The 26,210-nt window shown below is 61.9% G+C and carries 31 protein-coding genes and 1 riboswitch; of the genes, 17 read left to right on the top strand and 14 right to left on the bottom strand.

From position 1 onward, the window contains the following. Window positions 1-255, top strand: a 255-nt coding sequence (locus tag A3A9_RS0128760; protein WP_027060331.1) for an IS5/IS1182 family transposase, incomplete at its 5' end; no start/stop codon positions are given. A gap of 16 nt (window positions 256-271) precedes the next feature. Here the strand turns inward: A3A9_RS0128760 and A3A9_RS0128765 are convergent. Then, entirely contained in the window at window positions 272-1,207 is a 936-nt protein-coding gene (locus A3A9_RS0128765; protein WP_027061720.1) for a glycosyltransferase family 2 protein, read from the bottom strand. Window positions 1,208-1,581: 374 nt separating this feature from the next. Between A3A9_RS0128765 and A3A9_RS0128770 the strand changes: the two genes are divergently transcribed. Further along, window positions 1,582-1,902, top strand: a complete 321-nt coding sequence (locus tag A3A9_RS0128770) for a DUF1330 domain-containing protein (RefSeq protein ID WP_027061721.1) — start codon at window positions 1,582-1,584, stop codon at window positions 1,900-1,902. Between the two features lie 61 nt (window positions 1,903-1,963). On the opposite strand, the gene A3A9_RS0128775 is transcribed toward A3A9_RS0128770, so the two are convergent. From A3A9_RS0128775 to metX, 4 genes are all read right to left on the bottom strand, one after another. Then, a complete protein-coding gene (locus tag A3A9_RS0128775) occupies window positions 1,964-2,956 on the bottom strand; it encodes a glycosyltransferase family 2 protein (protein ID WP_027061722.1) in 993 nt (330 codons plus the stop codon). A gap of 150 nt (window positions 2,957-3,106) precedes the next feature. Then, window positions 3,107-3,898, bottom strand: coding sequence for a Stf0 family sulfotransferase (locus A3A9_RS0128780; RefSeq protein ID WP_082222266.1), 792 nt, complete (start codon window positions 3,896-3,898; stop codon window positions 3,107-3,109). A gap of 7 nt (window positions 3,899-3,905) precedes the next feature. Beyond that, on the bottom strand, window positions 3,906-4,520 hold the full coding sequence (gene metW, locus A3A9_RS0128785; protein ID WP_027061724.1) for a methionine biosynthesis protein MetW: 615 nt from the start codon (window positions 4,518-4,520) through the stop codon (window positions 3,906-3,908). Then, a complete protein-coding gene (metX, locus tag A3A9_RS0128790) occupies window positions 4,517-5,686 on the bottom strand; it encodes a homoserine O-acetyltransferase MetX (protein ID WP_027061725.1) in 1,170 nt (389 codons plus the stop codon). Before metX ends, metW begins: the two co-directional genes overlap by 4 nt. A 72-nt stretch (window positions 5,687-5,758) precedes the next feature. Further along, window positions 5,759-5,836: riboswitch (SAM riboswitch) on the bottom strand. 137 nt (window positions 5,837-5,973) lie between these two features. Between metX and hisC the strand changes: the two genes are divergently transcribed. Both hisC and A3A9_RS0128800 read left to right on the top strand, forming a co-directional pair. After that, window positions 5,974-7,083: a histidinol-phosphate transaminase gene (hisC, locus tag A3A9_RS0128795; protein ID WP_027061726.1), complete on the top strand. Its 1,110-nt coding sequence runs from the start codon at window positions 5,974-5,976 to the stop codon at window positions 7,081-7,083. Between the two features lie 39 nt (window positions 7,084-7,122). After that, window positions 7,123-8,058: a prephenate/arogenate dehydrogenase family protein gene (locus A3A9_RS0128800; RefSeq protein WP_027061727.1), complete on the top strand. Its 936-nt coding sequence runs from the start codon at window positions 7,123-7,125 to the stop codon at window positions 8,056-8,058. On the opposite strand, the gene A3A9_RS0128805 is transcribed toward A3A9_RS0128800, so the two are convergent. Together A3A9_RS0128805 and A3A9_RS0128810 are read right to left on the bottom strand one after the other, a co-directional pair. Next, window positions 8,055-8,984 (bottom strand): sugar kinase, encoded by a 930-nt coding sequence (locus tag A3A9_RS0128805; RefSeq protein ID WP_027061728.1) that lies wholly within the window; start codon window positions 8,982-8,984, stop codon window positions 8,055-8,057. The genes A3A9_RS0128800 and A3A9_RS0128805 overlap by 4 nt on opposite strands. 7 nt (window positions 8,985-8,991) lie before the next feature. Continuing rightward, complete coding sequence (locus A3A9_RS0128810; protein ID WP_027061729.1) at window positions 8,992-9,990, bottom strand: DUF2125 domain-containing protein; 999 nt, start codon at window positions 9,988-9,990, stop codon at window positions 8,992-8,994. Window positions 9,991-10,125: 135 nt separating this feature from the next. On the opposite strand from A3A9_RS0128810, the gene A3A9_RS0128815 reads away from it, so the two are divergent. Further along, complete coding sequence (locus A3A9_RS0128815) at window positions 10,126-10,656, top strand: gamma-glutamylcyclotransferase (RefSeq protein WP_027061730.1); 531 nt, start codon at window positions 10,126-10,128, stop codon at window positions 10,654-10,656. On the opposite strand, the gene A3A9_RS0128820 is transcribed toward A3A9_RS0128815, so the two are convergent. Next, window positions 10,646-11,626, bottom strand: coding sequence for a quinone oxidoreductase family protein (locus A3A9_RS0128820; protein WP_027061731.1), 981 nt, complete (start codon window positions 11,624-11,626; stop codon window positions 10,646-10,648). The two genes, A3A9_RS0128815 and A3A9_RS0128820, sit on opposite strands and share 11 nt — an antisense overlap. A gap of 149 nt (window positions 11,627-11,775) precedes the next feature. On the opposite strand from A3A9_RS0128820, the gene A3A9_RS45350 reads away from it, so the two are divergent. From A3A9_RS45350 to A3A9_RS0128840, 4 genes are all read left to right on the top strand, one after another. Beyond that, a complete protein-coding gene (locus A3A9_RS45350; RefSeq protein ID WP_027061732.1) occupies window positions 11,776-12,144 on the top strand; it encodes a hypothetical protein in 369 nt (122 codons plus the stop codon). Window positions 12,145-12,179: 35 nt separating this feature from the next. Then, complete coding sequence (locus A3A9_RS45355; protein WP_027061733.1) at window positions 12,180-12,386, top strand: helix-turn-helix domain-containing protein; 207 nt, start codon at window positions 12,180-12,182, stop codon at window positions 12,384-12,386. A gap of 183 nt (window positions 12,387-12,569) precedes the next feature. After that, window positions 12,570-13,517, top strand: a complete 948-nt coding sequence (locus A3A9_RS0128835) for an aldo/keto reductase (RefSeq protein WP_027061734.1) — start codon at window positions 12,570-12,572, stop codon at window positions 13,515-13,517. Window positions 13,518-13,607: 90 nt separating this feature from the next. After that, window positions 13,608-14,234, top strand: a complete 627-nt coding sequence (locus tag A3A9_RS0128840) for a LysE family translocator (RefSeq protein WP_033838855.1) — start codon at window positions 13,608-13,610, stop codon at window positions 14,232-14,234. A gap of 21 nt (window positions 14,235-14,255) precedes the next feature. On the opposite strand, the gene A3A9_RS0128845 is transcribed toward A3A9_RS0128840, so the two are convergent. Next, complete coding sequence (locus A3A9_RS0128845) at window positions 14,256-15,044, bottom strand: lysophospholipid acyltransferase family protein (RefSeq protein ID WP_027061736.1); 789 nt, start codon at window positions 15,042-15,044, stop codon at window positions 14,256-14,258. A 72-nt stretch (window positions 15,045-15,116) separates the two neighbouring features. Continuing rightward, on the bottom strand, window positions 15,117-16,028 hold the full coding sequence (locus tag A3A9_RS0128850) for a LysR family transcriptional regulator (RefSeq protein WP_027061737.1): 912 nt from the start codon (window positions 16,026-16,028) through the stop codon (window positions 15,117-15,119). A 102-nt stretch (window positions 16,029-16,130) separates the two neighbouring features. Between A3A9_RS0128850 and A3A9_RS0128855 the strand changes: the two genes are divergently transcribed. From A3A9_RS0128855 to A3A9_RS0128865, 3 genes are read left to right on the top strand one after another with little or no spacing between them, the layout of a single operon-like run. Continuing rightward, the gene (locus A3A9_RS0128855; protein ID WP_027061738.1) at window positions 16,131-16,682 is read left to right on the top strand and encodes a carboxymuconolactone decarboxylase family protein; all 552 of its coding nucleotides are present in this window, start codon (window positions 16,131-16,133) and stop codon (window positions 16,680-16,682) included. 59 nt (window positions 16,683-16,741) lie between these two features. Further along, complete coding sequence (locus A3A9_RS0128860) at window positions 16,742-17,212, top strand: DUF1348 family protein (RefSeq protein WP_027061739.1); 471 nt, start codon at window positions 16,742-16,744, stop codon at window positions 17,210-17,212. A 27-nt stretch (window positions 17,213-17,239) separates the two neighbouring features. Beyond that, window positions 17,240-17,872, top strand: a complete 633-nt coding sequence (locus tag A3A9_RS0128865; protein WP_027061740.1) for a pyridoxamine 5'-phosphate oxidase family protein — start codon at window positions 17,240-17,242, stop codon at window positions 17,870-17,872. A gap of 17 nt (window positions 17,873-17,889) precedes the next feature. Here the strand turns inward: A3A9_RS0128865 and A3A9_RS0128870 are convergent, their stop codons facing one another. The 3 genes from A3A9_RS0128870 to ftsE all read right to left on the bottom strand — a co-directional run bounded on the left by A3A9_RS0128870 (window position 17,890) and on the right by ftsE (window position 20,376). Further along, complete coding sequence (locus A3A9_RS0128870) at window positions 17,890-18,615, bottom strand: YdcF family protein (RefSeq protein ID WP_027061741.1); 726 nt, start codon at window positions 18,613-18,615, stop codon at window positions 17,890-17,892. 122 nt (window positions 18,616-18,737) lie between these two features. Continuing rightward, entirely contained in the window at window positions 18,738-19,724 is a 987-nt protein-coding gene (locus A3A9_RS0128875) for a cell division protein FtsX (protein WP_027061742.1), read from the bottom strand. Further along, window positions 19,717-20,376 (bottom strand): cell division ATP-binding protein FtsE, encoded by a 660-nt coding sequence (gene ftsE / locus A3A9_RS0128880; RefSeq protein WP_027031272.1) that lies wholly within the window; start codon window positions 20,374-20,376, stop codon window positions 19,717-19,719. Before ftsE ends, A3A9_RS0128875 begins: the two co-directional genes overlap by 8 nt. Window positions 20,377-20,565: 189 nt before the next feature. On the opposite strand from ftsE, the gene A3A9_RS0128885 reads away from it, so the two are divergent. The 4 genes from A3A9_RS0128885 (at window position 20,566) to A3A9_RS0128900 (ending at window position 24,159) form a co-directional block, all read left to right on the top strand. Then, a complete protein-coding gene (locus tag A3A9_RS0128885) occupies window positions 20,566-21,213 on the top strand; it encodes a hypothetical protein (protein WP_027061743.1) in 648 nt (215 codons plus the stop codon). A 183-nt stretch (window positions 21,214-21,396) separates the two neighbouring features. Then, window positions 21,397-21,939 carry a hypoxanthine phosphoribosyltransferase gene (hpt, locus tag A3A9_RS0128890; protein ID WP_027031270.1) on the top strand — a complete coding sequence of 181 codons (543 nt, stop codon included), beginning with the start codon at window positions 21,397-21,399 and terminating at the stop codon, window positions 21,937-21,939. 120 nt (window positions 21,940-22,059) lie between these two features. Continuing rightward, complete coding sequence (locus A3A9_RS0128895; RefSeq protein ID WP_027061744.1) at window positions 22,060-22,431, top strand: response regulator; 372 nt, start codon at window positions 22,060-22,062, stop codon at window positions 22,429-22,431. A 126-nt stretch (window positions 22,432-22,557) separates the two neighbouring features. Then, window positions 22,558-24,159, top strand: coding sequence for a tetratricopeptide repeat protein (locus tag A3A9_RS0128900; RefSeq protein ID WP_027061745.1), 1,602 nt, complete (start codon window positions 22,558-22,560; stop codon window positions 24,157-24,159). A 9-nt stretch (window positions 24,160-24,168) separates the two neighbouring features. On the opposite strand, the gene A3A9_RS0128905 is transcribed toward A3A9_RS0128900, so the two are convergent. Further along, entirely contained in the window at window positions 24,169-25,119 is a 951-nt protein-coding gene (locus A3A9_RS0128905) for a DMT family transporter (protein WP_027061746.1), read from the bottom strand. A 222-nt stretch (window positions 25,120-25,341) separates the two neighbouring features. On the opposite strand from A3A9_RS0128905, the gene A3A9_RS0128910 reads away from it, so the two are divergent. Further along, on the top strand, window positions 25,342-26,199 hold the full coding sequence (locus tag A3A9_RS0128910) for a LysR family transcriptional regulator (protein ID WP_027061747.1): 858 nt from the start codon (window positions 25,342-25,344) through the stop codon (window positions 26,197-26,199). Window positions 26,200-26,210: the final 11 nt, after the last annotated feature.

Below are 26,210 nucleotides of genomic sequence, written 5' to 3' on the forward strand. Positions count from 1 at the left end.
GGGGATAAAGGCTACGACGCCGACTGGTTCCGCACGGCCCTGGCCAAGCGCGGCATAGTCGCCTGTATCCCGTCCAAAGCCAACCGCAATCTGCCGATCCCGCACGACACCTTGCTCTACAAAAGCCGCCATAAGATCGAGAACATGTTTGGCAGGCTCAAGGACTGGCGGCGCATCCACACACGCTATGACCGCTGCGCCCACACCTTCATGTCCGCGATCTGCATCGCTGCAACCGTAATCTTCTGGCTCTGATCAATGAGTCCTGAGCCTAGGCAGGCCGGGCGCGGCACTTGTTGCGAAACTCAGTGTAGAGATCGCGGCGCCAACGCCGACCATAGAGATAGCCGTTGACCAGTTGCGGCAGCGAGTAACCAAGCTCTTTGGAAGACCGGTTGGCCATGTATCCGGCAAATGCCTCGGGCAAACGGCCCTTGAGAATATCGGCGATAAGCTGGCGCGAGATCATGTAGGGGGGAATGTGCGGATAGGCGTGGGCAATATGCGGATGCTTGCCGATCAGATTTGCATAGGCTTCGACATAGCCATCGCGGCGGCCTGAAATCGAATTCTCCGAATTGTGTTTCGTCCAGTCGAGATCTTCTGACAGTTGTGCGCCGAAGCGCCGGGCGAGGCGCAGCAGCAATTCCCGATCCTGCATCCGGGCGATGTCGCTGTCATAGCCGCCAATGGCCAGCAAGGCCTCGCGGCGGGCTGATATCGCCGAGCCGGCGATGAAGATCGTTTGCGCCACAAGCGTCCGCTCCAGAATCGCCGGGCTGACGAATACCTCGGGGTTGATGCAGTTGGTGGTGCGGCCGCTCTTCAAGGACACGAACGAACTGAGCAGCACCTGAAGTGCAGGATTGTCATCGAACCACGTCAAGGTCCGTTCGAGCCGGTGCGGCATGTAGACATCGTCGGAATCGAGAAATGTCACCACCGGTGCCCGCGCACGCTCGATTCCGGCATTCCTCGCGGCGTTGGCACCTCGCCATTTCGCACCGACATAGATCAGCCGCGGGTCGCTGATGCGGGCCAGCGCCGCCTCTGTGCCGTCTGTGGAGCCATCGTCGACGACGATGTGCTCAAGCCTTGCCATGCTCTGGGAAAGTACGCTTTCGACGGCGCGCAAAACCGTTTCACAACGGTTGTGGGTCGGTGTGATCACCGTGATGAGGGGCGAGCGCTCCATCTTCCCGGTCATGCAGTGGCAGCCGTTTCCAGCGCAAAAATGCGCTTCCTACCAAGTCTTTGGATCTTCAGGACGGTCGAATGGATCGGACTTCCTCCTTCCACGACACCCTCGTAGGATTCGGCAACACGGTACAAAGAATAACCCACCGTGTCACCGTGGTGGTGCCTGATTCGCACGGAATGACGAATTTTGGTCCTAGCGCTGCAACTGCAACAGGGGTTGCCGGCAAAAACTTTACGATGGTGGCTGCCTTCGGGCGATCCATCAAGACTGAGTCGCCCACCCATTCCATTACCTCCAACGTAATCGCTTTACGATGGGCGTTTCGTCAAATTGCCTTTGCGAGGCCGGCTGGTCGGCTTCGATCCAAAGGAAGTTCAACCATGGCCGCCTACGCCGTTGCTCATATGCGCCAAGTCACAATGGGCCCGAAAATCGTCGAATACTTGTGCCAAATCGATGCCACTCTGGAACCTTTCGGCGGCCGCTTCCTTGTCCATGGCGGCGATATCGAGGTGATCGAGAACGACTGGCCGGGCAACCTCATTATAATCGAATTTCCCGACCGGGGGCAGATGCGACGTTGGTACGATTCGCCCGCCTATCAGGCTATACTGACCTTGCGCACGGAAAATTCTCAATCCGACGTGGTGCTTGCCGAAGGCGTCGAGCATCCGCACAAGGCCACGGATGTTCTAGAATAAGCCGATTGGCATCGGAGCAACTTAAAGGTTGAGGGTGCTCAAACGCGGCGCGAAAAAGCGTCTAGCTGTGTCCGACATAGTCCGGCACGGTTTCAATCTCATCGCCAACTATGCCCGCAGCGAGGCTGAACTGTCCCCAAAAAGCCAGGCTGTAAAATACTTGGCCGACAATCATCGAGAACGGAATTTGCCAGAGCGGCATACCTGCCTCGCGGGCATGGCCTATAATCCGCCTTGTAGTGCGCCACGACATGGTGAACCATCGGCTGAAAGATTTGACGACCCGCTGCATGCGGCTAGGCGAGCTTAGCTCGACAAACTTCCGGTCGGCGTCGCGGCCTGTAACCAACGCGCGCCAGTAGAAGAACCGCCAGCCTCGTGGCGAATAGTGGTAGACACGGGCGTTGACATTGCGAATTTCATGCCCCTGACGCTGCAGTTCACGCATCAGCAAAGTGCAGGAAACCTTGAAGCCATTATGTTTCGGAAAAGGGTTGTTTGAGATCCATTCACGCCGGAACCCGATATTGTTGGCGTTTATGGCTCGCTTCGAGGCAAATCGCTTGTCCCCATGCGCCATCGGAAAGAACCAGATCAGCGCAAATGTTCTCGAAAAAAAATCATCATGCAAAAGATACGTGTAGCCGTTAACGGAAACGACCTCAGGGTCGTTGAATGGCTCCAGCAAAGCTGACAGCCAGCCCGATTCCGCCACCACGTCGGAGTCGGTAAAGATGATGATATTTCCGTCCGCTACCAGCATGCCATTGTTCTTCAGCTCGTAATATCTACCGCCAGGGGAGGCTGCGAAGACAAGGTCCGAAACCTGTGCCAGCTGCGGTGCTTCATGCGAAATCTCACGGCGCAGCGCATCTGCGTCCGATGCTGCCCCTCCATGGGAGATAACAACTTTCGGTCGCCCCAGGCCACTCGCAGAAACCGTTGCGATTTCCCGCGCCAAGGCATTCATTCCGACGCCGATCTCATCCCAGTCGATGGATTTGGCGTTCTCCATTTCGACGACGAGTGAATAGGTTGGGCGTTCTTGGGCCATATCTGAACCATCAAATTATCAGTGTAGATCTGGCTATAACTCTCCTGGCAAGCTGTCAAACCGACACAGCGCAGCAATAACCGCCGATCGAGATATAGGGTGATCCTCCTCGATCAGGCGATATGGTACCCGTTGGGGCTTCGAGATTGATCAGATCAGGAATCTCGAGGCTTTTTTTGTTAGAAAGCCGCGACGGTAATTTTTGGCATGGAAGTTCGATGGATCGGAATATTCCGCCAGGAACCGCTCTCTCCATTCTTCGCTGATAGCATCTCGTTGAATCTCAAGGCCTGAGTTGAGATGCGGCTCGGGCTTCGAAAAGCGCTCGGCATCAACCAGAGACGCAACCTTCTCAAGGCATGTCAGGGGTTCTTCGACAAGGCCTTCGTATGTCAAGGATAAGAAAGGCAACCCGTTCTTTGCAAACCACACATCCCAGGCCAGATTTTCAAGAACGACCTTTTCAAGCGAGTCTGCAATTGCCTTTCCGTCGTAGCCTGGCTTCTTCTGATCAGCTTCGGTGGAGCGGAATCGACCGCTCTGCCGAGCGCGGGCCCACGAAATTGCTTGTCCAAGGATATCAACGCGCGTCAATCGGATATAGTGTAGCTTTGGAAGGCTAGCGAGGAGATCTACTGTTTTGGCTACGTGTGAGAATTGGCTCGCAAACAGTTTGACTGCGTAGACTCCGGAATTGGACATCCCATCCTTCACCGCGCGCAAAACCTGGGAGCCGGGGTCTTTTGGGTAGTTCGGCAGTTGGAGAATGCGTCTGCCCCCAAACCATTCTTGGGGATTGCCGAGTTTCGCCGCTGCCATCAGACCGGCGAGATGATTGCTTCCGCTGCGCGGTGATGTGCAAACGAGGATACCGGCTTCGATTCCAGACAGGATATCCGGCGGAATCTCAACTGGTCGAGGGCGTGAACGAAGGAGTTTCATTCGAGCCCTATCGCTTCAGCAAGAACACTGCCTGTTGGCCGAAGAAATTCCAGAACCACCAGGGCATCGACAGACCGATCTTCTGGCCGGCGGCGTCGAGCGCGGTTGCCTTTTCCACCGTGGCCCCCAGTTCCTCGCACAGATTGACGAAGTCGCGAATGGTGCAGAAATGGATGTTGGGCGTGTCGTACCAGGAATAAGGCAGGTCCGCGGTCACCGGCATGCGGCCCTTGACGAACAGCGACAGGCGCACCCGCCAATGGCCGAAATTGGGGAAGGACACGATCGCGCGGTCGCCGATCCGGAGCAATTCGTCGAGCACCAGCTTCGGGTTGCGGGTAGCCTGTAGCGTCTGCGACAGGACGACGAAATCAAAACCCTTGTCGGGATAGAATTCGAGATCCTTGTCGGCATCGCCCTGGATGACCGAGAGGCCGCGCGCCACGCATTCGTTGACGCCACGCTGCGACAGCTCCAGTCCGCGGCCGTCGACCTGCTTGGTGTCCTGCAGCAATTCAAGCAATGAACCGTCGCCCGAACCGACGTCGAGCACGCGCGATTGCGGCGGGATGAGATTGGCCACGACCTCGAGGTCGACGCGCTGGTTTCCATTGACACTCATGATGCGAGCCCTCTCGCCCGCGCCGCAGAGCCGATGAAGCCGTTGATGGCGGCAAACAGTTCCGGCTCGTCGAGCAGGAAGGCATCGTGGCCACGATCGGTCTCGATCTCGACGAAGGATACCGATGCGCCGGCGGCATTGAGTGCGTGCACGATCGAGCGGCTCTCTTCGGTCGGAAACAGCCAGTCTGATGTGAAGGACACAAGGCAGAAACGGGTCCTGGTGCCGGCAAAGGCGTCCGCTAGCCTGCCGCCATGGTCGGCCGCGAGGTCGAAATAATCCATCGACCGCGTCATGTAGAGATAGGAGTTGGCATCGAAGCGATCGACGAAGGTCATGCCCTGGTGGCGCAGATAGCTTTCGATCTGGAAGTCGGCGTCGAAGCCGAAGGTCAGGTGGTCGCGATCCTGCAGGTTGCGGCCGAATTTACGATGCAAGGCGGCTTCCGAGAGATAGGTGATGTGGGCGGCCATGCGCGCCACCGCCAAGCCCTTTTCCGGGCGCTTGCCGTGCTCGAAATATTTGCCGCCATGCCAGTCCGGATCGGCCATGACGGCTTGCCGGCCGACCTCGTGGAAGGCGATGTTCTGCGAGGAATGGCGCGCGCCGGTGGCGATCGGCAGCGCCGAGAAGACGCGCTCGGGATAACTCGACGCCCATTCCAGCACCTGCATGCCGCCCATCGAGCCGCCGAGCACGCAAAATAGCTGTTCGATGCCGAAATGGTCGATCAGCATCTGCTGGGCACGAACCATGTCACGGATAGTGATGATGGGCAGGTCGAGCCCATAGGGCTTGCCGGTGGCGGGGTTGGTGGAGGCCGGGCCGGTGGAGCCCAGGCAGCCGCCGATGACGTTGGAGCAGATGACGAAGAAGCGGTTGGTGTCGATGATCTTGCCGGGGCCGATCAGCACTTCCCACCAGCCCGGCTTGCCAGTCACCGGGTTGGTGCTGGCGACATGCTGGTCGCCGGTCAGCGCATGGCAGACGAGGATGGCGTTGGAGCGGGCATCGTTCAGCGTGCCATAGGTCTGGTACGCGATCTGGAACGGCGACAGCAGCGTGCCGGCATCAAGCTTGAGCGGCTTGTCGGGGCCGAAACGCAACACCGGGCTCGACGGTTGGTCGGCCTCGTTGTTGGTCTTTCCAGCGCGCAGAGCGGCCATTCACATCTCTTCCATCGGTCGTCCGGCAGGGCGCGGACAACAAAAAACCGGCATTGCCGTCGCAAAGCCGGTTACAGGATGCAAACGGCCCTTTAGCAAGTTGTTTAACGTGGCTGCAAGCCGACCGGCCAAATCACCACGGGAACTGTCGGTGCTCTTCTAGAACTCGCCCGCCCTGCCGTCAATGCCGGCGACAGGCACCACTGCCACCTCTCGACATTGTGAGCCATGGCTTGTATTTCCGCTGCGGCCTCTGGTTGGAGGCATTTTCGACGGATTTTGCACAAATGAACCAGACACCGGACAAGCCACGTCCAACCCCGCGCGCGGGCATCATGGACATCGACGCCTATGTGCCCGGCAAGAGCACGGCGCCGACCGGTGTCGCCAAGGTCTACAAGCTGTCGTCGAACGAGAACCCGCTCGGGCCCTCACCGAAGGCGATCGAAGCCGCGCGGGAGATTGCCGGAAAGCTCGATATCTATCCCGACGGCACAGCCAAACGGTTGCGCGAGGCGATCGCCGAGGTGCACGGCCTCAATGCCCAGAACATCATCTGCTCCAACGGCTCCGACGAGATCCTCGGCCTTTTGGCACAGACCTATCTCGCACCCGGCGACGAGGCTATGTTCACCGAACACGCCTTCATGGTCTACAAGATCTACATCCAGTCGGCCGGGGCCACACCGGTTGCGGTCAAGGAGACCGAGGAACGGGCCGACATCGATGCGTTGCTAGCCGCCGTCACGCCGCGCACAAAAATCGTGTTCCTTGCCAACCCCAACAATCCGACCGGGACCTATGTGCCGTTCCAGGAGGTGCGCCGCCTGCATGCCGGCTTGCCGCGCAACGTGCTGCTGGTGCTCGACGCGGCCTATGCCGAATATGTCCGCCGCAACGATTATGAAGCCGGCATCGAGCTGGTCGGCAGCAACGAGAACGTGGTGATGACGCGCACCTTCTCCAAGATCGGCCTGGGCGGGGCGCGGATCGGCTGGATGTATGGCCCAATGCATATCGTCGACGCCATCAACCGTGTGCGCGGCCCATTCAACGTCAATACGACGGCGATCGAGGCCGGTATCGCGGCGATCCGCGACCGCGCCCATGTCGAGCGCAGCGTGGCGCATAACGAGACCTGGCTTACCTGGCTGAGCGCGGAGATGACCGGGCTCGGGCTGCGGGTGACGCCCAGCGTCGGCAATTTCCTCCTCATCCATTTTCCCGACGACAAGAAGCACTCCGCGGCCGCGGCGGACGACTATTTGACCGCGCGCGGCTATATCTTGCGGCGCGTTTCAGGCTACGGCTTTCCCAACGCGCTGCGTATGACCGTCGGCACCGAAGAAGCCAATCGCGGCGTCGTCGCCGCGCTCACGACATTCCTGAAAAGCTAGAACGCCCGAAAAGCTGGAACACCCCGAAAGCTGAACGCCATGACGTCACCGATGTTTGAAAAGATCGCGCTGGTCGGCATCGGCCTGATCGGCTCGTCGCTGGCGCGCGTCATCCGCCGCGAGGGCCTTGCCGGCCATGTCGCCATCTCGACCCGCAGCGCCGCGACGCTGGCGCGGGCGGAAGAACTTGGGCTCGGCGATTCCTACACGACCGATGCGAAGGAAGCGGTTCGCGATGCCGACCTGGTCGTCGTCTCGGTACCGGTCGGTTCGTCCGGCGCGGTGGCGCAAGAGATCGCGCCGGCGCTGAAGAAGGGTGCGATCCTGACCGATGTCGGCTCGACCAAGGCCTCGGTCATCGCACAGATGCAGCCGCACGTGCCTGGCGGCGTCCATTTCATTCCCGGCCACCCGCTGGCGGGTACCGAAAAATCCGGCCCGGATGCCGGCTTTGCCGACCTGTTCGACAATCGCTGGTGCATCTTCACGCCGCTGCCGGACACTGATCCGGACGCGCTGAAGAGGCTGTCGGAATTCTGGCGCCGTTGCGGCGCCAACATCGACACGATGGACCCGCAACACCACGACATGACGCTGGCCATCGTCTCGCATCTGCCGCATATCATCGCCTACAACATCGTTGGCACCGCCGACGATTTGCAGTCGGTGACCAAGTCCGAAGTGATCAAATATTCGGCTTCCGGCTTCCGCGATTTCACCCGCCTTGCCGCCTCCGATCCGACCATGTGGCGCGACGTCTGCCTGCACAACAAGGACGCCATCCTGGAAATGCTGGCGCGGTTTTCGGAGGACCTGGCGTTCCTGCAGCGGGCGATCCGCTGGGGCGACGGCGACAAGCTGTTCGACTTGTTCACCCGCACCCGGGCCGTGCGCCGTTCGATCATCGAGGCCGGCCAGGACATCGACGTGCCCGACTTCGGCCGCCAGGCCGTGGAGCATCCGTCCAAGAGCTAAACTGTTTCAGGCCAGGTTGCGGCGACCATGGCCAGCGTTTCGGCCCGGTCCGGTGCGCCGAGCCTGCCGCCGAAGCGCTGGCATTTGAGCGCGGCGGCCGCACTGGCAAAGCGCAAGGCCTGCTCGACCGGCGTGGCTTCCGCCAGTCCGACGGCAAAGGCGCCATGAAAGACGTCGCCGGCGGCCAGCGTGTCGACCGCCTTGATTTTTGGCGCCGCGACATGACGGGATGATCTGGCAGCGCGGTCGAACCACCAAGTGCCTGCCGCGCCGCCGGTGACCGCGACGAATGCGTCGGTGCGGGAGGCGAGGTCGGTGCATGCAGACTCAAGGTCCAACGCCTGGCCGCATATGATGCGGACCGCCGGCTCTGAGGCGACAATGTGAGAAGCCAGCGGCAACAGTTGCTCCAGCACCGCCAGCGGCGCGGTGTCGGCATCGAGAATCGCCGGTCGGCCTATGGCGTGCGCCGCTTTCAGGGCAAGCGCCGCGGCCCCCGGCCAGCGCACGTCGGCCAGTACGGCGTCAAACGCGGTGATGTCCGCGAAAGGCAAAGCCTCGGGATCGGCTTGGGCACGCCTATCGTAGAAAGGCACGATGATGCGTTCGCCATGGGCGTCGACCACGATCGAAGCCAGTGCGGAGCGGGCGCCCCCGACACGGCGCACATAGCTGCAATCGACGCCCTCGGCCTCGATCCCGGCAACCAGCTGACCGCCGACCGAATCATCGCCGGCGCTCGCCCAAAGCGATACCTCGGCGCCGAGGCGCCTTGCGGCGCAGGCAGCGCTCGTGGCCATGCCCGAGGCGATCTGGACACCGTCGGAGGCGATGAATTTTCCCTGATGCGTGGGCAGCGTCTCGACACGCAGGATGGTGTCCAGCGTCAATGCACCGACACTCAGGAGCCGCACAGGTCTTGCCATGGCAGCGCTATTGCACCGGCTTGATCTTGCCCAGCGGGATGAAGCCGAGCGAAGCCTTGCCCTTGTTCACTTTCAACGGCATCGACGGTTCGCTGCCGAGCATGGCCAGCGCGGCGAACCCCTGTTGGATCGCGTTCTTCTGCTCCGGTATGGCGCCGGCAAGAATGGTTGCGACGGCCTTCGGATCCTTGATCTTGATCATCAGATCGGCGTCGATCAGGCCTTCGGTGTCGACCGACAGCGGCCCGGAAACGGTGACACGCGCAGTCCCCGACGACAAATCGAGGTTGCGGATTTGGATGCTCTGGCCGCGCAGGCTTTTCAGTTGCGTGCCGATCAGCGCAAGGCCGTTCTTGAGGGACACGTCGCCGCTGGCGTCGAGCGCCGGCAGCACGCGCCCGCCGATCGCATCGGGGTCGATCTCGAGATCGCCAAAGCTGCCGAGATAGTCGAGATCCACGCCATTTGGCTGCAATTGGCCCGCCGCCTTGCCGGCGCTGAACAGTTCGACCGGATCGGTGTCGTCCGCCGGATCGGTCTGGCCCGACAGGCCGTCGGCCTGCAGCGATATGCGCTGCGGCAGCGGGTACCACAATTTGACATTGGCCTGCAGATTGTCCCAGTCGATCCACAGCGGCGTCATGCCGGGGACGGAGGTTCTGAGCGGACCGCGCAGATTGGCAACCGGCGATAGGGGTTGGACGATCTGGGCGACCGCATTGAAACTGCCGGCCGAGGCGGCGATGTTCTTGGCATCGTCCTCGTAAGCAAGGTTGTCGCAGGAGACCGTGAAGCTCAAGGGATAGCCGCTGACCTGGAGGTTGGCGCAGCCAGCCTCGACGCCGCTCTTGTTGAGCGTGGCAACAGCCTTGTCGGCCTCCGTCCTGACCCGGTCAGCCAGATAGAACCAGCCGCCGCTGTAGATGGCAAACAGCACAACGATGAACGCCACAAGCCAGAACAGGCCACGGCGGGACTTTGGTTGGCGTTCGTCACTTGACGTCATGCTTTGGCTCTCATTAACGCATGGGTATTGGTGGACGGAGCTTCGATTCCGACAACAATAGGTAGACAGACACGGACGGAAAAAACACCGATTCGGATGCGGTGTCGGCAATCTTTTGCAATCAGGCGCGGCGATATGGGCGATTTTTGGGTGTTTGGCTACGGTTCGCTGATCTGGCGGCCGGGTTTCGCACATGTCGAAACACAACGCGCGCGCCTCTATGGCTACCGGCGCTCGCTTTGCGTCTATTCCTTCGTGCATCGCGGCACGCGCCAGCGGCCGGGGCTGGTGCTCGGCCTCGACCGTGGCGGTTCCTGCATCGGCCTCGCTTTCCGTGTGCGAGGCGAACTGCGCGACGAGGTCATTGCCTATCTGCGCGAGCGTGAGCTGGTCACATCAGTCTATCTCGAGCGCATGCTCAAAATTCGCCTCGACGGCGGCCGTACGGTCGAGGCGGTGGCCTACATCGCCGACCGCAAGCATGAGCAATATGCCGGCGCGCTGGACGCTGCCCACGCGGCGGGAGTGGTGCGTGGCGCGGTCGGCCAATCCGGCAACAATGAGGATTATGTGCTCAGTACGCTCGAACACCTCGAGGCGCTCGGCATTCGCGACCACTGGCTTGAAGATGTCGCCAGGCGGGTCGCGCCCGGCGTTACATCGTGAAGATCTGCTTTCCCAAATCGGCGCGGTCCAGGCTGTTGGCGACGGCAAGCTCGAACGACGGCAGCCGATGAATTCCGCCGACTGGAACATGGAAATCCGGCTGGCCGAAGACGTCGATGATCCTGCGCAGGATCGGGCCGTCAGCTTTGGCGGGTGGCGAGAAGAAGTAGCGATAGACGTTGGCCTTGATCTGAAGGCCGCTGAGCAGCACGTCGAAATTGTGCAATTCAAAGCGTTCCGCGCTCATACCGCCATTGATGACCATCTGGCCTCCGAGCGCGAGGCAGCGGATCAGTTCGCCGCTGACAGGGCCACCGACATTGTCGATGACGCCGTTCAGTCCTTTGCCTCCGGTGATGTCCGTTACTGTTTCCCGAATCCCGACCTCAAGCTTTGAGAGGTCAAGAACGGCGGCCGCGCCGCGCATTTTCAGGTCCAGTCCGTCATGCACGCGCCGCACCACGGACAACACGTTGATGCCGCGCCGCTGCGCGAATTGCATGACCATTGTCGACACAGATGAATAGCCGGCGGTGACGGCCAGCCACTGACCCGGCTGGACGCGGGAATCGTCCAGCAAATCCCATGCGGTAATCGGATTGACCATCTGCGCGGCGCGTTCGAGCGGATAGTCCGCCGGCAACGGGATCAGCCATTCGGCAGGAACAACGGCATATTCGGCCCAGCTGTTGTAGTGGCTGAAGGCGACCAGCGTGCCGGGCTGCAGACCGACACCGGCACCGACCTGCTCTACAATGCCGGCCCCATGATTTCCGGCGACCTGCCTGGGAAAGACCGGCTTCTTCGGCTCCGGGTAGAGATTTTCGATGAACAGGAAGTCGCCCGGGTTGATCGAGGCCGAAACCATCCTCACCAGCACCTCATTGTCGCCGACCCGGGGATCCGGAATGTCGTCGAGATAGAGCACATCCCGCGGCGAGCCGACCGTGTCGAATACAATTGCTTTCATGTCTGCCTCCAATGGCGAGCCCTGGCGCGATGGCCGCGCCGACTGTGGCGGGAAGCTAGGATTGCTTCGGGGAAATCAGAATTGGCAGATTTGACAATCTATGTGCTAAATTTGCCAGATGCATCGAGCCGCATAGCCAGAGGATTCTGATGAGCCCTGTCCACGTCGTGATCTGGTTGCCATCGACCTTCTATTCGGCGGTCGCCGCGACCCTCGTCGAGATGTTCGACATGGTGAACACTATCCGCCGCGAACAGGTGCTCTCCTTCGAATTCGTGGCGCGGCAGCCGGATGCCGCCACCACGCCCGGAATTTCGTTTCAGACGAAGCGCGAGCCGTCGCGGCGAATGGACGTGCTGATCCTGCTCGCCATGCCCGGCATGCAGATACCGGAGCTGGTCACCTCGCTGGAGGAAGAGAGCCGCCATGCGGCGCCGATCATCGCCAGGGCGCAGCGTTGTCGAAAAAGCAGTTGCGGGGGCTGGACCTTGCGTTTCTCTGCAAGGGGCTCGGACTAACGCCAAGGACACTTGCTCGCCGGTTCTCCGAGGAATTGCATACCACGCCTGGACGCTGGATTCAGGATCAGCGCATCGAAGCGGCCAAGACGTTGTTGGAGAGCACAAAGCTTGGTGTTCTCGAAGTCTGCTATCAGGTCGGCTACCAGGATGCGGCATCTTTCAGCCGGCTGTTTGCCCGCGCGGTAGGTCTGCCGCCAGGTGAATACCGGCGGCAGAACCAGGAGCTTGCAGCTGTCTGATATGCGAAGGACCCAACCCGGCATCCGCGCCCTGGCTGGCGCGGGGATAGCGCCTTTGTGAAGCGCTGGCTCTGCGGAAAAAAGCAATCAGGCCTTTGACCTCGACAAGGCAAGACCTAGGTTAGACCTCGAATATCAGCCGGCGGGCATTGGCCCGCCCCCCAATCATCCCGGAGATCCGCCTTGCAGAAACGCCGTCTCGGTCGCACCGACCTTTCCATCGCGCCACTGGTTCTGGGCGGCAATGTCTTCGGCTGGACCGCCGACGAGAAAACCTCTTTCGATCTGCTCGACCGCTTCGTCGGGGCTGGCCTGAATGCGGTCGACACAGCGGACGCCTATTCACGCTGGGTTCCCGGCCATAAGGGCGGTGAATCCGAAACCATCATCGGCAGCTGGATGAAAGCGTGTGGCAACCGCGACAAGGTGGTGGTGATCACCAAGGTCGGTTCGGATATGGGGCAGGGTCACAAGGACCTGTCCGCCGCCTATATCGAGAAGGCGGTCGACGCGTCGCTGAAGCGGCTGCAGACCGACGCCATCGATCTCTATCTGTCGCACTGGCCGGACCCTTCGACGCCCTATGAGGAAACGCTCGGCGCCTACGAGAAGCTGCTTGCCAAGGGCAAGGTCCGCCATATCGGCTGTTCGAACCTCGATGCCGGCCAGTTGCGCGCCGCACTGGACGTGGCGAGCCTGCGCAGCCTGCCGCGCTATGAGGTGCTGCAGCCGGAATACAATCTCTACGATCGCTCCTCCTTCGACGGCCCGCTGCACGATCTTTGCGCGGCCGAGGATATCGGCGTCATCACCTATTTCAGCCTGGCCAAGGGCTTCCTGAGCGGCAAGTACCGCAGCGAAGCCGATCTTGGCCAAAGCCCGCGTGGCGGTGGGGTGAAGGACTACCTCAATGCGCGCGGCATGCGCATCCTGGCGGCACTCGACGCGGTGTCGGCAAGGCATTCGGCCAAGCAGGCTGAAGTGGCGCTTGCCTGGGTTATCGCGCGGCCAGGTGTCACTGCACCGATCGCCAGTGCGACCAAGCCGGATCAGATGGACAGCCTGATCCGGGCAGCGTCGCTCAAATTGACCGCCGACGACATGGCCGAACTCGACAAGGCGAGCGCCTGAAGCTTCCGGCGCCTCTCTACGCACGAACGTCCAAGACCACCCTCCTGTCTTGCCTTACCGTCCTTCGCTCGGGGCAGGACAGAGGGTGAAATGGCCGGACCGCTTCTTTCGCAGCCGGATTTCTGGCAACCGCTGCTAGCGTTGGTGCTTGCCGCCACGGTCGTCATGGGCAGTCCAGGGCCGGCGACGATAAGCGTCACCGCCGTTGGGGCAGCCTTTGGCCTGCGGGATTCATGGTTATACGCCTGCGGGATCGTTCTGGGCACGATCGCCGTGCTGCTGGTTGTGGCAACCGGGGTCGTGGCGGTGCTCACGTCGATGCCGAAACTGGCGCCGTTGCTGCTGCTGGCGTCGGCGGCGTACTTTCTCTATCTCGCCTTCAAGATTGCCACGGCCCCACCGCTGGCGGCACGCGACGCTGAAGCCTCGCGCCCGACATGGCTGGCCGGGTTTCTCCTGGCTGTCGCCAATCCGAAAGCCTATGTGGCGATCGCGGCCGTGTTTGCCGGCGCCTCTTTGAAACAGGGCGGTGCCGAACTTGGCCTATGGCTGAAGCTGACGGTCCTGGCGGTAATGATCGTGATAATCCACGCCGTGTGGCTTCTCGCCGGAGCGGCATTCGCGCGTTTTCTGCGCAAGCCAGTCACTTCCCGGATCATCAATCTGGTCTTTGCCGCGACGCTGGTGCTGACTACGGTACTGGCGGTGTTCGGCTGATCGTTAGGCGAAGAGCTTTCTTCAGGCTTTCACGCCAAGTTCCTGCAAGCGCTTCACCGCGGTCGGCGGCAACTCCGGCGGGTTTGGTGCACGCGCCGCCTCGATGAGAAGCTGGTCGCAGGCAGCTTCCGTCTCACCGATCAGCCGGGCCATGAATTCGTCCTTGCCGAGGCCGGGCGGGATCGGCGGCAGGAAGCGCGCCTTGACGGTGCCGGGGTAGCGCAGGAATTTGCGGCGCGGCCAGTAGAGCCCGGCGACATGGGCAACAGGCACCACGGGCACGCCAAGTTGCGCATAGATTTCGACGATGCCGTATTTGTAGGCTGGCTCGTCGCCTGGCGCCCGGCGCGTGCCCTCGGGATAGATGATCAGCTGGCGTGGATTGCGCGCCATCTCCGCCTTGGTCGCGGCGACCACTGCCTTCAGCGCTTTCGAACGGCTGCCACGATGCACCGGGATCATGCGCATCTTCATGATGTACCAGCCGAAGAACGGGATCCAGGTGAGTTCCCGCTTCAGGATGTAGAGCGGGTCCTGGAGGAAGGGGAAGAAAGCGATGGCGTCCCAGAATGACTGGTGCTTGGGCGCCAGGATGAAGGAGCCTTCGGGCAGGTTTTCCTGCCCGGTAATCTCGCTCCTGGTGCCGGCGATCTTGTCATAGAGCCACATGCAGGTGCGCGACCAGAATTTCGGCACGAACCAGGCGAGGTGACGGGGCGACAGGAAATAGAAGGGGGTCCAGAGGATCATCTGGACGATCAGATTGACGTAGAAGACGAAGTTGAACGCCAGCGATCTGACATAGAGCATGGGGGAGGTCCGGTGAGGAAGTGTGCGTTGGTTACACCAAGCGCGGGGAAAAAGGAAACACCGCGATGCGGCTCATTCCTGCCAGGTGGCCTGCGCCAGACGTTCCCTGAGGCGCGGCGCTGCGAAGTCGAGGAATGCGCGTAGTTTCACGGGCAGCCGCCCGTGGCCGGCATGCACGAGGTTCACCGGCCAGGGCTCTGGTTCGAATTCCCTCAGCACGGGGCGCAGTGTTCCCGACCGGACAGCGGCGACGATCTGGTAGGAGAGCACCCGCGTCATCCCGACGCCGGCGATTGCGGCATCGATCGCCGCCTCGGCGGTGTTGACCCGAAGTCGTGAGCGGACCGGCACGGAAAAGTCGGCCTTGTCCACCGCGAAGGTCCAGGTGGCGAGAGAGCTGAGGCCCTCGAAAGTGATGCAGCTTTGCGTCTCGAGATCTCCTGGGGTTTTCGGAGTGCCCCGGTCCGCCAAATAGGCTGGGCTTGCGCAGACGATATGACCAATCGAACCGACCTTGATGGCGACCAGGCGCGAATCCGGCAATCGGCCGATGCGGATGGCGAGGTCGATATGGTCCTCGGCCAATTGGCTTATCCTGTCACCGAGCGTCAGGCGGATATCCACCTGCGGGTAGGCGGCAAGGAAGGCATTGATGATCGGCAGCACATGAAGACGGCCAAAGACGATCGGCGCGGTGATGATCAGCTCACCCGTGGGGGCGCTGTATTCGCCACCGGCGACGCGTTCGGCCTCGCCGACCTCATCGAGAATGCGGCGACAGGCGGCCAGATAGGCGTCGCCCGCGTCGGTCAGCGTCAAGCGTCGCGTCGAGCGGTTTAGCAGGCGTGTCTTCAGATGCCGTTCCAGCTCGGAGACCTTGCGGCTGACAGTTGCCAGCGGAACGCCCGAACGGCGTGCGGCAGCGGAAAGGCTGCCGGCCTCCGCCGCCGCGACGAAAAGAGACATGGCCTCAATACGATCCATTGCTTCTTCCAGAAACTGAGAAGGTATGTTGCAAACATGGCATCTACGTCCTCAAGATGGAAGGATGCATATGGGGAGCGAACCTGAAGAAGGAAGTCCCCCATGTCTCGTATCGCCACGCCTTCGTCAATTGCTGCCGCCCCGGCTGCCGCACAGCCGATGTTACATGCCGTTGAAAAGCAGCTCGGTGTGGTGCCGAACCTGTTTCGGATGGTCGCCAACAGTCCCGCCGCGCTCGAAGGCTATCTCGGCATGTCGGGGGCGCTGGCCAAGGGGCGGCTGTCGGCGCCGACGCGCGAGCGCATTGCGCTGGCGGTCGCCGAGATCAATGGCTGCAGCTATTGTCTTTCCGCGCACACCTATCTCGGCAAGAATCTGGCAAGGCTGAGCGATGCCGAGATAATCGCCAATCGCCATGGTGGTTCCGCGGATCCGAAAGCGGCCGCGGCGGTGCGTTTTGCCGCCAGGGTTGCGCAAAGCCGTGGGCATGTCGGCGACGATGATCTCTCCGCGGTCAGGATGGCGGGCTATGATGATGGGGAGATCGTCGAGATCGTCCAGCATGTCGCCCTGAATGTCTGGACCAACTATATCAACGAGGTTGCCAGGACCGTGATCGATTTTCCGGTTGTCTCTGCCCGCGATGCTGCCTGAATGCGGATAGGGTCGGCGGTATCGGCCGATGCACCCCCTTCATGTCGCAGAGGAATCCCATGTCCGAAAACCGTCCGCCGCTTCCACCTTTCACCGCCGAGACCGCAGCGCAGAAGGCACGCATGGCCGAGGATGCCTGGAACTCGCGCGATCCGGCACGGGTCGCGCTTGCGTATACGACGGACAGCCGCTGGCGCAACCGGGCCGAATTCCTGCAAGGCCGCGATGCCATCCAGGCCTTCCTGACACGCAAATGGAGCCGCGAGCTCGACTACCGGCTGATCAAGGAAGTCTGGGCCTTCCACGGCAACCGCATCGCCGTGCGCTTCGCTTATGAATGGCACGACGACAGCGGTTCCTGGTTCCGCAGCTACGGCAACGAGAACTGGGAATTCGACGAACATGGGCTGATGCGCCTGCGTATCGCCAGCATCAACGACCTGCCGATCGGCGAGGCCGACCGCAAGTACCATTGGCCGCTTGGGCGCCGCCCGGATGACCACCCATCATTGTCGGAGCTCGGGCTTTAAACTCCCGCTCTGGCCCAGGAAGTTTCGATGAACGCGCATGCTTTCACCAGCGACGTCGCCTTCACGCCGACCGTCAAGGCGATCCAGGCGCGCAAGGGCTCGCGCCAGTCTTATGCCCGCGTCGAGGAGCGCGGCGGCTGGCAGGCCGACATCACGCCGGACGTTGCCGCTTTCATCGAGAGGCAGACCAGCGTCTTCCTGTCGACGGCCAATGGCGAGGGCCAGCCCTATATCCAGCATCGGGGCGGGCCAGCCGGCTTTCTCAAGGTGCTCGATGAAAAGACCATCGGCTTTGCGGATTTCTCCGGCAACAGGCAGTTCATCACGCAGGGCAACCTGGCCGACAATCCACGCGCCTTCCTGTTCCTGATCGACTACATGCTGCGCCAGCGCATCAAGATCTGGGGCACGGCGCGCGTCATCGAAGGCGATGCCGAACTGATGGCGAAGCTGATGCCGCGGGATTACAAGGCGCGGCCCGAACAGGTTATTCTGTTCACGGTTTCGACCTGGGATGCCAATTGCCCGCAACACATTCCGCAGCGGTTCGAGGCCGCTGATGTGGCGGCAGCGCTAGGTGAGCGGGACAAGCGCATTCAGCATCTTGAAGAAGAGATCGCACGCCTCAAGGGCGCGACCAGAGCTGGCGGCAGCGAATAGCGAAATGCCGTGAGAGGTTAACCGCCAGCCGCGGTCTCGGCGAGCGCAAGACCGTCGGGCGTTGGTTTGATCGGCAGGATGCCGCGCGCGAGCGCCAAGAGATACTTGTTGTACTCGGTGAACAGCACCCGCAACGCCTGCGGCTTGGTCAGCCAGCTACCATCGTCGAGGTTGGAATTGACCACCGGATAGGGTTCCAGCTTGGCGCCATGCAGCAGCCGTCCCATCTCCAAGAGGCTGCGCGGCATATGATAATTGTTGGTGACCAGGATCACCGTACCATAGGCATGGTTCTCCACCCATTTAGCGCTTTCTTCGGCATTGCCGATCGTGTCGAGCGCGGCACGGTCGATGTCGACGCAGCAGGAAAACAGCTTCTTGTCGCCGCCGGTCGCCGCCTGGAGCTGGCGACGGCTGGCGGAAGGATGCACGCCACTGATCAACAGCCGTTCGCCCTTGCCGGATGCCAGCAGATCCATCGCGGCATCGAGGCGGGACTGGCCGCCGGTGAGCACGATGATGGCATCGGCCTTGGCCGGATTGGCGGGGGTGGTCAGATGGGCGACCTTGTTGGCGAACCAGCCGAAGCCGCCGGCAAACAAGGTTGTTAGGACGAGGAGAGACAGAGCGGATACACGCAACGCCGTCCTTAAACGGCTAACCCTGCCATGGTCGCGCAAACCAGCAACCACCACTGGCATCTGTCCAGCCGTCCCGGTCGAATCCCGCGCGTCCATCGCCATATGGTTAATCCTGAAATGCGGCCTTGGGTAGGTGAAAGACGCACTTTGCGTTACGCCAATTCTCCGTCCGTGATCGCCCTGCTTTGTGAGCCCACCGTCACCCGTGAAAGTGCTCTCCCTTTTCATGCGTCAGGCTGGCGAACGTCGATGTCGCTGAGATAGGCAACGACGGTGGCATGCGAGGTTGCCGCCGTCAGTGCGCCGATCACCAGCACCATGAGGACGACGCCAAGATAGCCCGCCGAGCCGATGGCGAAATTGCCGAACAGAGCTGTGGCCTGGTCGGCCTGCGGCGTCGCCATGTTGCGCGACGACCACCAGGAAAAGACGATGAAGACAAGCACTGCGGCTGCACCCCCGGCGGCCGCGCCCTTCATGCCGGTGACCAGGAAATGGCGGCGGAACTCGCGCGCGATGAAGGCCGCCTCGGCGCCGACGAAATGCAGCACCTCGATGATGTGGCCATTGCCAGCCATGGCGCCGCGGGTCGCGAACACCACGGTCAGCACCGTTGCCGACAGCATCAGCGCCAAAACGGCGATGCCGATGGTCACCGTGGTGCGGGCCATGGCCACCAGACGGTCGACCCAGGTGCGATGGTCGTCGAGCGACGCGCTCGGCAGTTTCGGCGTGATCGCGGCGCGCATGGCGGCGAAGTCGGGCGGGCTGTTCTCGTCGATGGTGACGATGATCAGGCGCGGCACCGGCAGCTCATCGATGTTGAGACCCGAGCCCAGCCATGGCTCGAGCAGTCTTGCCGTCGCTTCGCGGTCGATGATCCTCGTCGACTTGACGCCCGGGAATTCGCCGGCGATCTGCGAAGCCTGTGCAAGGGCTGCCTCCATGTCGAGGCCGTCGGCCGGCTTGACCTGGATCGTCGCCTCACGCGAGATCTGGTTCTCCCAGACCGAGGCTGTGTCGCGCACCAGCGTCACCGCGCCGAAGGTCAGGCAGGACAGGAAGGTCATGATGGCGATGACCAGCATCAGGGCGCGGCCGGCGATGTTCTGCGCCGGCACGATAGGCGCCATCCGGCGCTGCGCGCGGGGCTTTGCCTCGGCCGCCTCGGCGTCCTGTTCTTCGAGATGCTCGGCGGAGAGGTCAGTCATAGATGTCCAGCCTTCCGCCGGCCAGGATCAAGCGGCGCGCATCGACCTGCTCCATCAGGCCGAGATCGTGGGTGGCGATCACCACGGCGGTGCCGAGACGGTTCAGTTCGAGGAACAGCCGCAAAAGGCGCCGTGCCAGCGGCGGATCGACATTGCCGGTCGGCTCGTCGGCGAGCAGGATTTCCGGCTGCTCGATAAGCGCCCGCGCGATCGCGGCGCGTTGCTTTTCGCCGCCTGACAGGACCGGCGGCAGCACATGCATGCGCTCGCCAAGCCCCACCCATTTCAACAGCTCGGTGACATCGGTGCGGTAGCTTGCCTCCTCGCGCCCGCGCACGCGCAACGGTAGGGCGACGTTCTCATAGGTGGTCATGTGGTCAAGCAGGCGAAAATCCTGGAACACCACGCCGATGCGGCGCCGCAGGTGCGGCAGTTCGGCGCGCGAGATGCGCGAGCGGTCCTTGCCGAAGATGGTGATCAGGCCGCGCGTCGGCTTCAGTGACATGAACAAAAGGCGCAGCAACGTCGTCTTGCCGGCGCCCGAAGGTCCGCTCAGGAACTGGAAGGAGCGCTCCGGTATATGCAGGGAAATGTCGCGGAGGATTTCCGGACCCATGCCATAGCGGAGGCCGACATTTTCGAAGCGAATCAATTTCGACGACCTGAATTTCCTGGCCGCGGCGAGGCGGCCTGCTCTGTGAAAAGACCATCGGCCGGCATGGTTAACCGGCAGTTAATTCCTGTGCTGTTTCGGCTTGTCACGACGGCTCCGGTGGGGAAGCGTTAACCATTTATGTTTACGCAAAAGAAACGAAAAGCGAACACGCGCAATACTGGGGCCATGATGGCTGACGAACGAACCGCGCGCCCGGTTTCCGGCGAAATCATGACCGATCCGGCGCCAACTGCGGCGGCGGACCGGTTGATGATGCGCGGTCCAGCGAGCGACATCGTCGATGCCGACTATGTCGTGATGCCTCGGCCAGTCCCTGCAGTTGAAAGCCCTTCACCGCCGCCGCGTGCGATTATCACTCCGCCAATCGAGGGTATGGACATGCTGCGCAAGCCGGAAGCGACGGCGGAACGGCCACCAGCCTCGCGCGGCGGGCCGATCTTCTGGATCGCCGGCATCGGTGCCGCCCTTGCCGCCTTCTGGGTCTCGGGCGGGCATGCGCTGGTGCGCCAGGCGCCGTTACTGACCGGCGCGCAAGCGTCGGCACTGACCATTTCAGGCGTCACCTCACGCGTCGATGTCTCCGGAGCCAATCCGGTGTTGTTCGTCGATGGCGAGGCCGCCAATGACGGGACAGCTCCGGCGACCTTGCCGCCGCTCGAAATCCGGGTGACGGGCAATGACGGGCGTTTGACCCGCTATACGTTGGGGACATCCGGCCATTCGCTGGCATCAGGCGAAAGATTCGGCTTTGCCAGCCGGCTCGACGTGCCTAAGAACGGCGTGAGGACCGTTTTGGTCACCTTCGCCGAATAGCGTGTGTCGATATTCAGGGGAGGCCGGCCTGCAAACGGCGGTTCCCTGCGCTTCCGGTGCTCACGTACGGAAAGTACGCTCCGCTCCGGTTCTCGGAAACCACCGTTTTCGGCTCGGCCTGACCTGAATCTCAACACACGCTCAGTGTTAGGGCGTTTGGGTAAAAACTTGAGGGGGCGAAAAATGCCAATCGTACGCGACAAGGACATCGAGGTCCTGTTTTCGGCGTCGGCGATCGCGCGGCGCAATCTAGAGCTCGCCAAGGAGATCGCCGAGCACGATTATCACGATCTCTTGGTGATTTCGGTGCTGAAGGGCTCGTTCATCTTCGCCGCCGACCTGATCCGCGCCATGCATGATGTCGGCCTGTCGCCGGAAGTCGAGTTCATCTTCATTTCAAGCTATGGCGCCGGCACCACCAGCGGCGAGGTAAGGGTGCTGCGCGACATCGACAATGAGGTTGCCGGCCGCGACGTGCTCCTGATCGACGACATTCTCGAATCCGGCAAGACGCTGACCTTCACCCGCGACCTGATGCTGTCGCGCGGCGCCAAAAGCTGTTCCATCGCCGTGCTGCTCGACAAGCGCATGCGCCGCCAGACCGCGCTCGTCGCCGACTATGTCGGCTTCGACTGCCCCGATTATTTCGTCGTCGGCTACGGCATGGACGTTGCCCACGCCTTCCGCGAATTGCCGTTCGTGGGTGTCGTAAAAGGCGACGCGTGAGGCCAGCACCCGGCACTGGCGAATACTGAAAAAGCCCTTAACGATGCCGGAAAAATTAGCCTGGTCGGACACTGGGAGCTTTCAGGAAAAGTCAACTTTTCCCCGCCAAATATGCCTGCCATGGCAAAGCTTCTGATCGTCGAGGACGATGAGTCCGTCCGCACCCTCGCAGCCCGCGCGCTCGAACGCGCCGGCCACGCAATCGATATCGCCGCGGATGGCGCGCAGGGGCTTTCGATGATCCGGGCCGCCCATGGTGGCTACGATCTCGTGGTCTCCGACATCCGCATGCCGGAGATGGACGGCATCGAGATGGCGATCGCGGCGGCGGCCCTTTATCCGGCGATGAAGATCATGCTGATGACCGGCTATGCCGATCAGCGCGAGCGCGCCGAGGAGTTGGACGGCATCATCCTCGATGTCGTGCAGAAGCCGTTCACACTGGCCGAAATCCGTGCCCGGGTGGACAAGGCGATCGCCTGCTTCGCTTAGGCTGAACATCTGGCTGGTGCGCTAGCCCTGCATGGCGGTAACCACGCCGTCGCAAAAAAGCCGTGCCACGTGACAATCTATCTTCGCATCCCCTAATATGATCTGGGGCAAGTCGGGGTGGGTGGCATGGCGCGTCAGCGTCGCAAGGTGGAATCGACGGCGGACGAACAGCCTGCAAGCGCGGAAGCGCCGGCATCACCGCCGGAGCAGCGGCGACGCCTGCGCGAAAGGTTTTCACTTTCAGGGTTCGACACGTGGTCGACGACGGTTCGCAGCATTTTCCTGAACGCGCTTTTCCTGGTCGCCGTCATCGTCGTCTTTCCGGTGCTGGTCAGCCAGTTCCGTCGAGACGAGGTGGTCATCGAACCCATCGCCGTTCCCGAGACGCTCAGCAAGGAAGGGCTGACCGCCGATGTCGCGGCAAGCCGGGTGTGGGACGGGCTGCAGGACGTCACCGCGAAGGCCAAGACGAGCAAGGCAAGCATCAGCGCCATCCCGCAATCGCGCCGCGTCGAGTTTTCCTTTCCCGATTCGGGCTTCTCGATCGAATCGCTGATTTTCCACGTGCGCCGGCTGTTCAACGCGTATGAGACGCGCATTTCCGGAGAATTCGTCTGTGCCGACTCGGCATGCGGCCGCTCCGGCCTGCGTCTGCGTCTGCGGGTCGTGCGCGACACGGTCGAGATCATCGATCTGCCGCCGATCGGCGACCGGTCCGAGCGGGAATATTTCGCCGACGCCGCTTCCAGCATCATGGCGACGCTCGATCCGTTCATCGCCATTGCGGCCGATGCCGAAAAGGAGCCGCTGCGGGCAACCACGCTGGCGCGGCGGCTGATCCGCTCGCACCACAAGGATGCCAAATGGGCCTACAATCTCGTCGGCCTCATCCGCTACAATGCCAACGACCTGCCGGCGGCCATCGAGGATTTCAAGGCAGCGATCGCGCTCGATGCCGGTTTTCTGCCGGCGCGCCTCAATCTGGGAAATGTGCTGCGTGTCTCCGGCGACCTTGACGGAGGCCAGGCTGAGTTCAACGAGGTGCATGGCCGCGATGCAGGCAATGCGCTTGCCGTCGAAGGTTTCTCCGACATAGCGATGGCCCGCAAGCAGCCCGACGAGGCAATCAAATTCCTGACCGCGGCGGCCGACCTCGATCCGGAAAATCCGCGCTATTATGCCAAGGCCGGCAAGATCGAGCTCGATCGCGGGCGCAAGGAGCAGGGCGTCGCCCTGTTGCGCCGTTCGCTCGAACTCGATCCCGGCTACATCGTGGCCTTCGCCTATCTGGCGTCGATGTATATCGGCGATGGTAATTATGAAGAGGCTGAAAAGGTTTTCCGCGATGCAGCCGACTATTCTCCGCAAAATGCCGAGGCGCAGGCGCAGGATGCCAACCTGCTGGCCTTGCTGCACAAATGGGATGCCGCCGCGCAACGTTACGATCGCGCCAAGACCATAGAGCCCGGCAATGCTGGCTACTGGCTGGAATATGCCCGCTGCCTGCAGGCGCTCAGCCAGCAGAAAGAAGCGTTGGAGGCGCTGGATACGGCGGTGAAGCTGGCGCCCGACAAGGCCGACATCTACAGCGCGCTCGGCGACAGCTACCGCGACACTGGTCGCAAGCCCGAAGCAATCGCCGCCTACAAGAAGTTTCTCGAACTGGACAAGACCAACTCGCCGACCCGGCCAATCGTCCAGCGCTTCATCGAGATTCTGTCCGGTTGAAACCCAATTTCATGCCGTGTCGCCAGTGGCGGTGAGTACCGACGCTCCGCTCTTGCGCCGTCCTGTGTTGAGCGCCAGCAGGCCGGCGCCGATGATCAGGGCGGCGCCAATCACTGTCGTCGACCGCGGCACCTCGGCGAAGAACAGAAAACCCCAGAGCGGCGACCACAGGATGCCGGTGTATTCGAAGGTTGCGACCCGATTGGCCGGCGCCAGCCTGTAGCCCTGCGACAGAAGGATCATGCCGGCGGAGGCGACGAAACCGCAGGCGGCCATCTTGAGGAAATCCGGCAGCGTCGGCCATATCCACGGCCGCACCAGGAATTCCACGCTGGGATGGACGGCGTGGGTTATGCCGGCGAGATGGAATGTGCCGGCAACCACGGCAGCGCCGATGAGATAAGCGCCATTCTGATAGAAGGCCATCACGGTGGATGATTCGGTATCGCCGATCTTGCGAGCCATCAACTGCGAGAAACCGTAGAGCGCCGCCGAGCCCAGCGACAGCAGCGCCGCCCAGTCGAACAGCCCGGCGCCGGGACGCACCATGACGATGACGCCAACCAGTCCGATCAGCACAGTCGCCAGCGTCCGCCAGGACACGCGTTCGCCGAGATAGGGGCCGGCCAGTGCCATGATGAACAGCGGCGCCATGAAATAGAGCGCCACGGCGTCGGCCAGCGGCAGCGCGGCGATGGCCAGATAATACACCGTGTAGGAGGTGAACTGGATGAAGGCGCGGATCGTCAGTAGGCCAAACCGCTTCGACAGGATTGCCGACAGCCCGACATCGGCGTGGACGAGGACGATCAGGATCGGCAGGGCGACGATCGAGCGGATCGCCATCACCTCGGTCACCGGGTAACCGCTCGACACGGCTTTGACGAGCGGGTCCTGCAGCGAGAACACCAGCACGCCCAGACACAGGCTCAGGATGCCGCGCACCATCCTATTCTGCATCTGCGTTCCGGCTCCTGCGCGTATGATCCGAAGCTGCCGCCTGCGGAGTAAAAAGAACCCGCCACCGTTTCGGGCAGCGGGCACGAGTGAGGACTCTTTATTGGTCCGCCGCTGATTTCGCAGCCGCATATCCAATGGGTGAAGCAACTATCCTCCGGCGTTTGACATGTTGCAAACGAATTGGAATGATACCAGCAATCAAATTTGCTTATGATGGATATCATGCGTCCAACCCTCGACAGCGATCTCTTGCGCACCTTCGTCGCCATCGCCGAGGCCGGCAATTTCACCAGGGCAGCCGAGCAGGCCGGCCGCACCCAGTCGGCCGTGTCGATGCAGATGAAGAAGCTCGAGGAGCTGGTCGGCGACAGCCTGTTCGAGCGCGGCTCGCGCGGCGTCTCCCTGACGCGGCGTGGTGGCGAACTCATCGTCAACGCCCGCCGCATCGTCTCGCTGCTCGACGAAACGGCGGCGTCGATGGCGGCAGCGCCGCTTGGCGGGCCGGTGCGCATCGGCATTCCCGAGGAATATGGCCACGCCATCCTGTCGCGTGCGCTCGGCGCATTCTCGAAGCGTCACACCAAGGTCGAGGTCACCGTGCGCTATGCGCATTCGGAGGCTCAGATCGCGGCGCTCGCCGCCGGCGAACTCGATTTGTGCGTGGTGTTCGAATGGCAGGACCCTTCCAGCGGCGAAGTGCTGATGCACGACCCAACTGTCTGGGTGACATCGAGCCTGCATCACATGCATGAGGAGCGCCCGGTGCCGATCGCGCTCTACAACCGGGCCAGCTGGTGCAAGGACTTCGCCATCAAATCGCTTGAGCAGCGTGGTCTTGCCTATCGTGTCGCCTATACCAGCGACACCACCGGCGGCCTGAAGCTTGCCGTCACCTCGGGATTGGCGATCGCGCCGATCTCGCGCAGCAACATTCCGGACGGCTGCCGCGAGTTGACCTCCGCCGACGGGTTCGGCGACATCGATTCCTCCAATGTGGTGATGCACCGCAACCCGAATGCGTCAGGCGAGGCGATCGACGGCATGCAAGAGGCGATCCGCGAGGCGTTCGTCAACCGGTAGCAAGAGCCGAC

Source organism: Mesorhizobium loti CJ3sym, assembly GCF_000472785.1.
Taxonomy (GTDB): Bacteria; Pseudomonadota; Alphaproteobacteria; order Rhizobiales; family Rhizobiaceae; genus Mesorhizobium; species Mesorhizobium loti_E.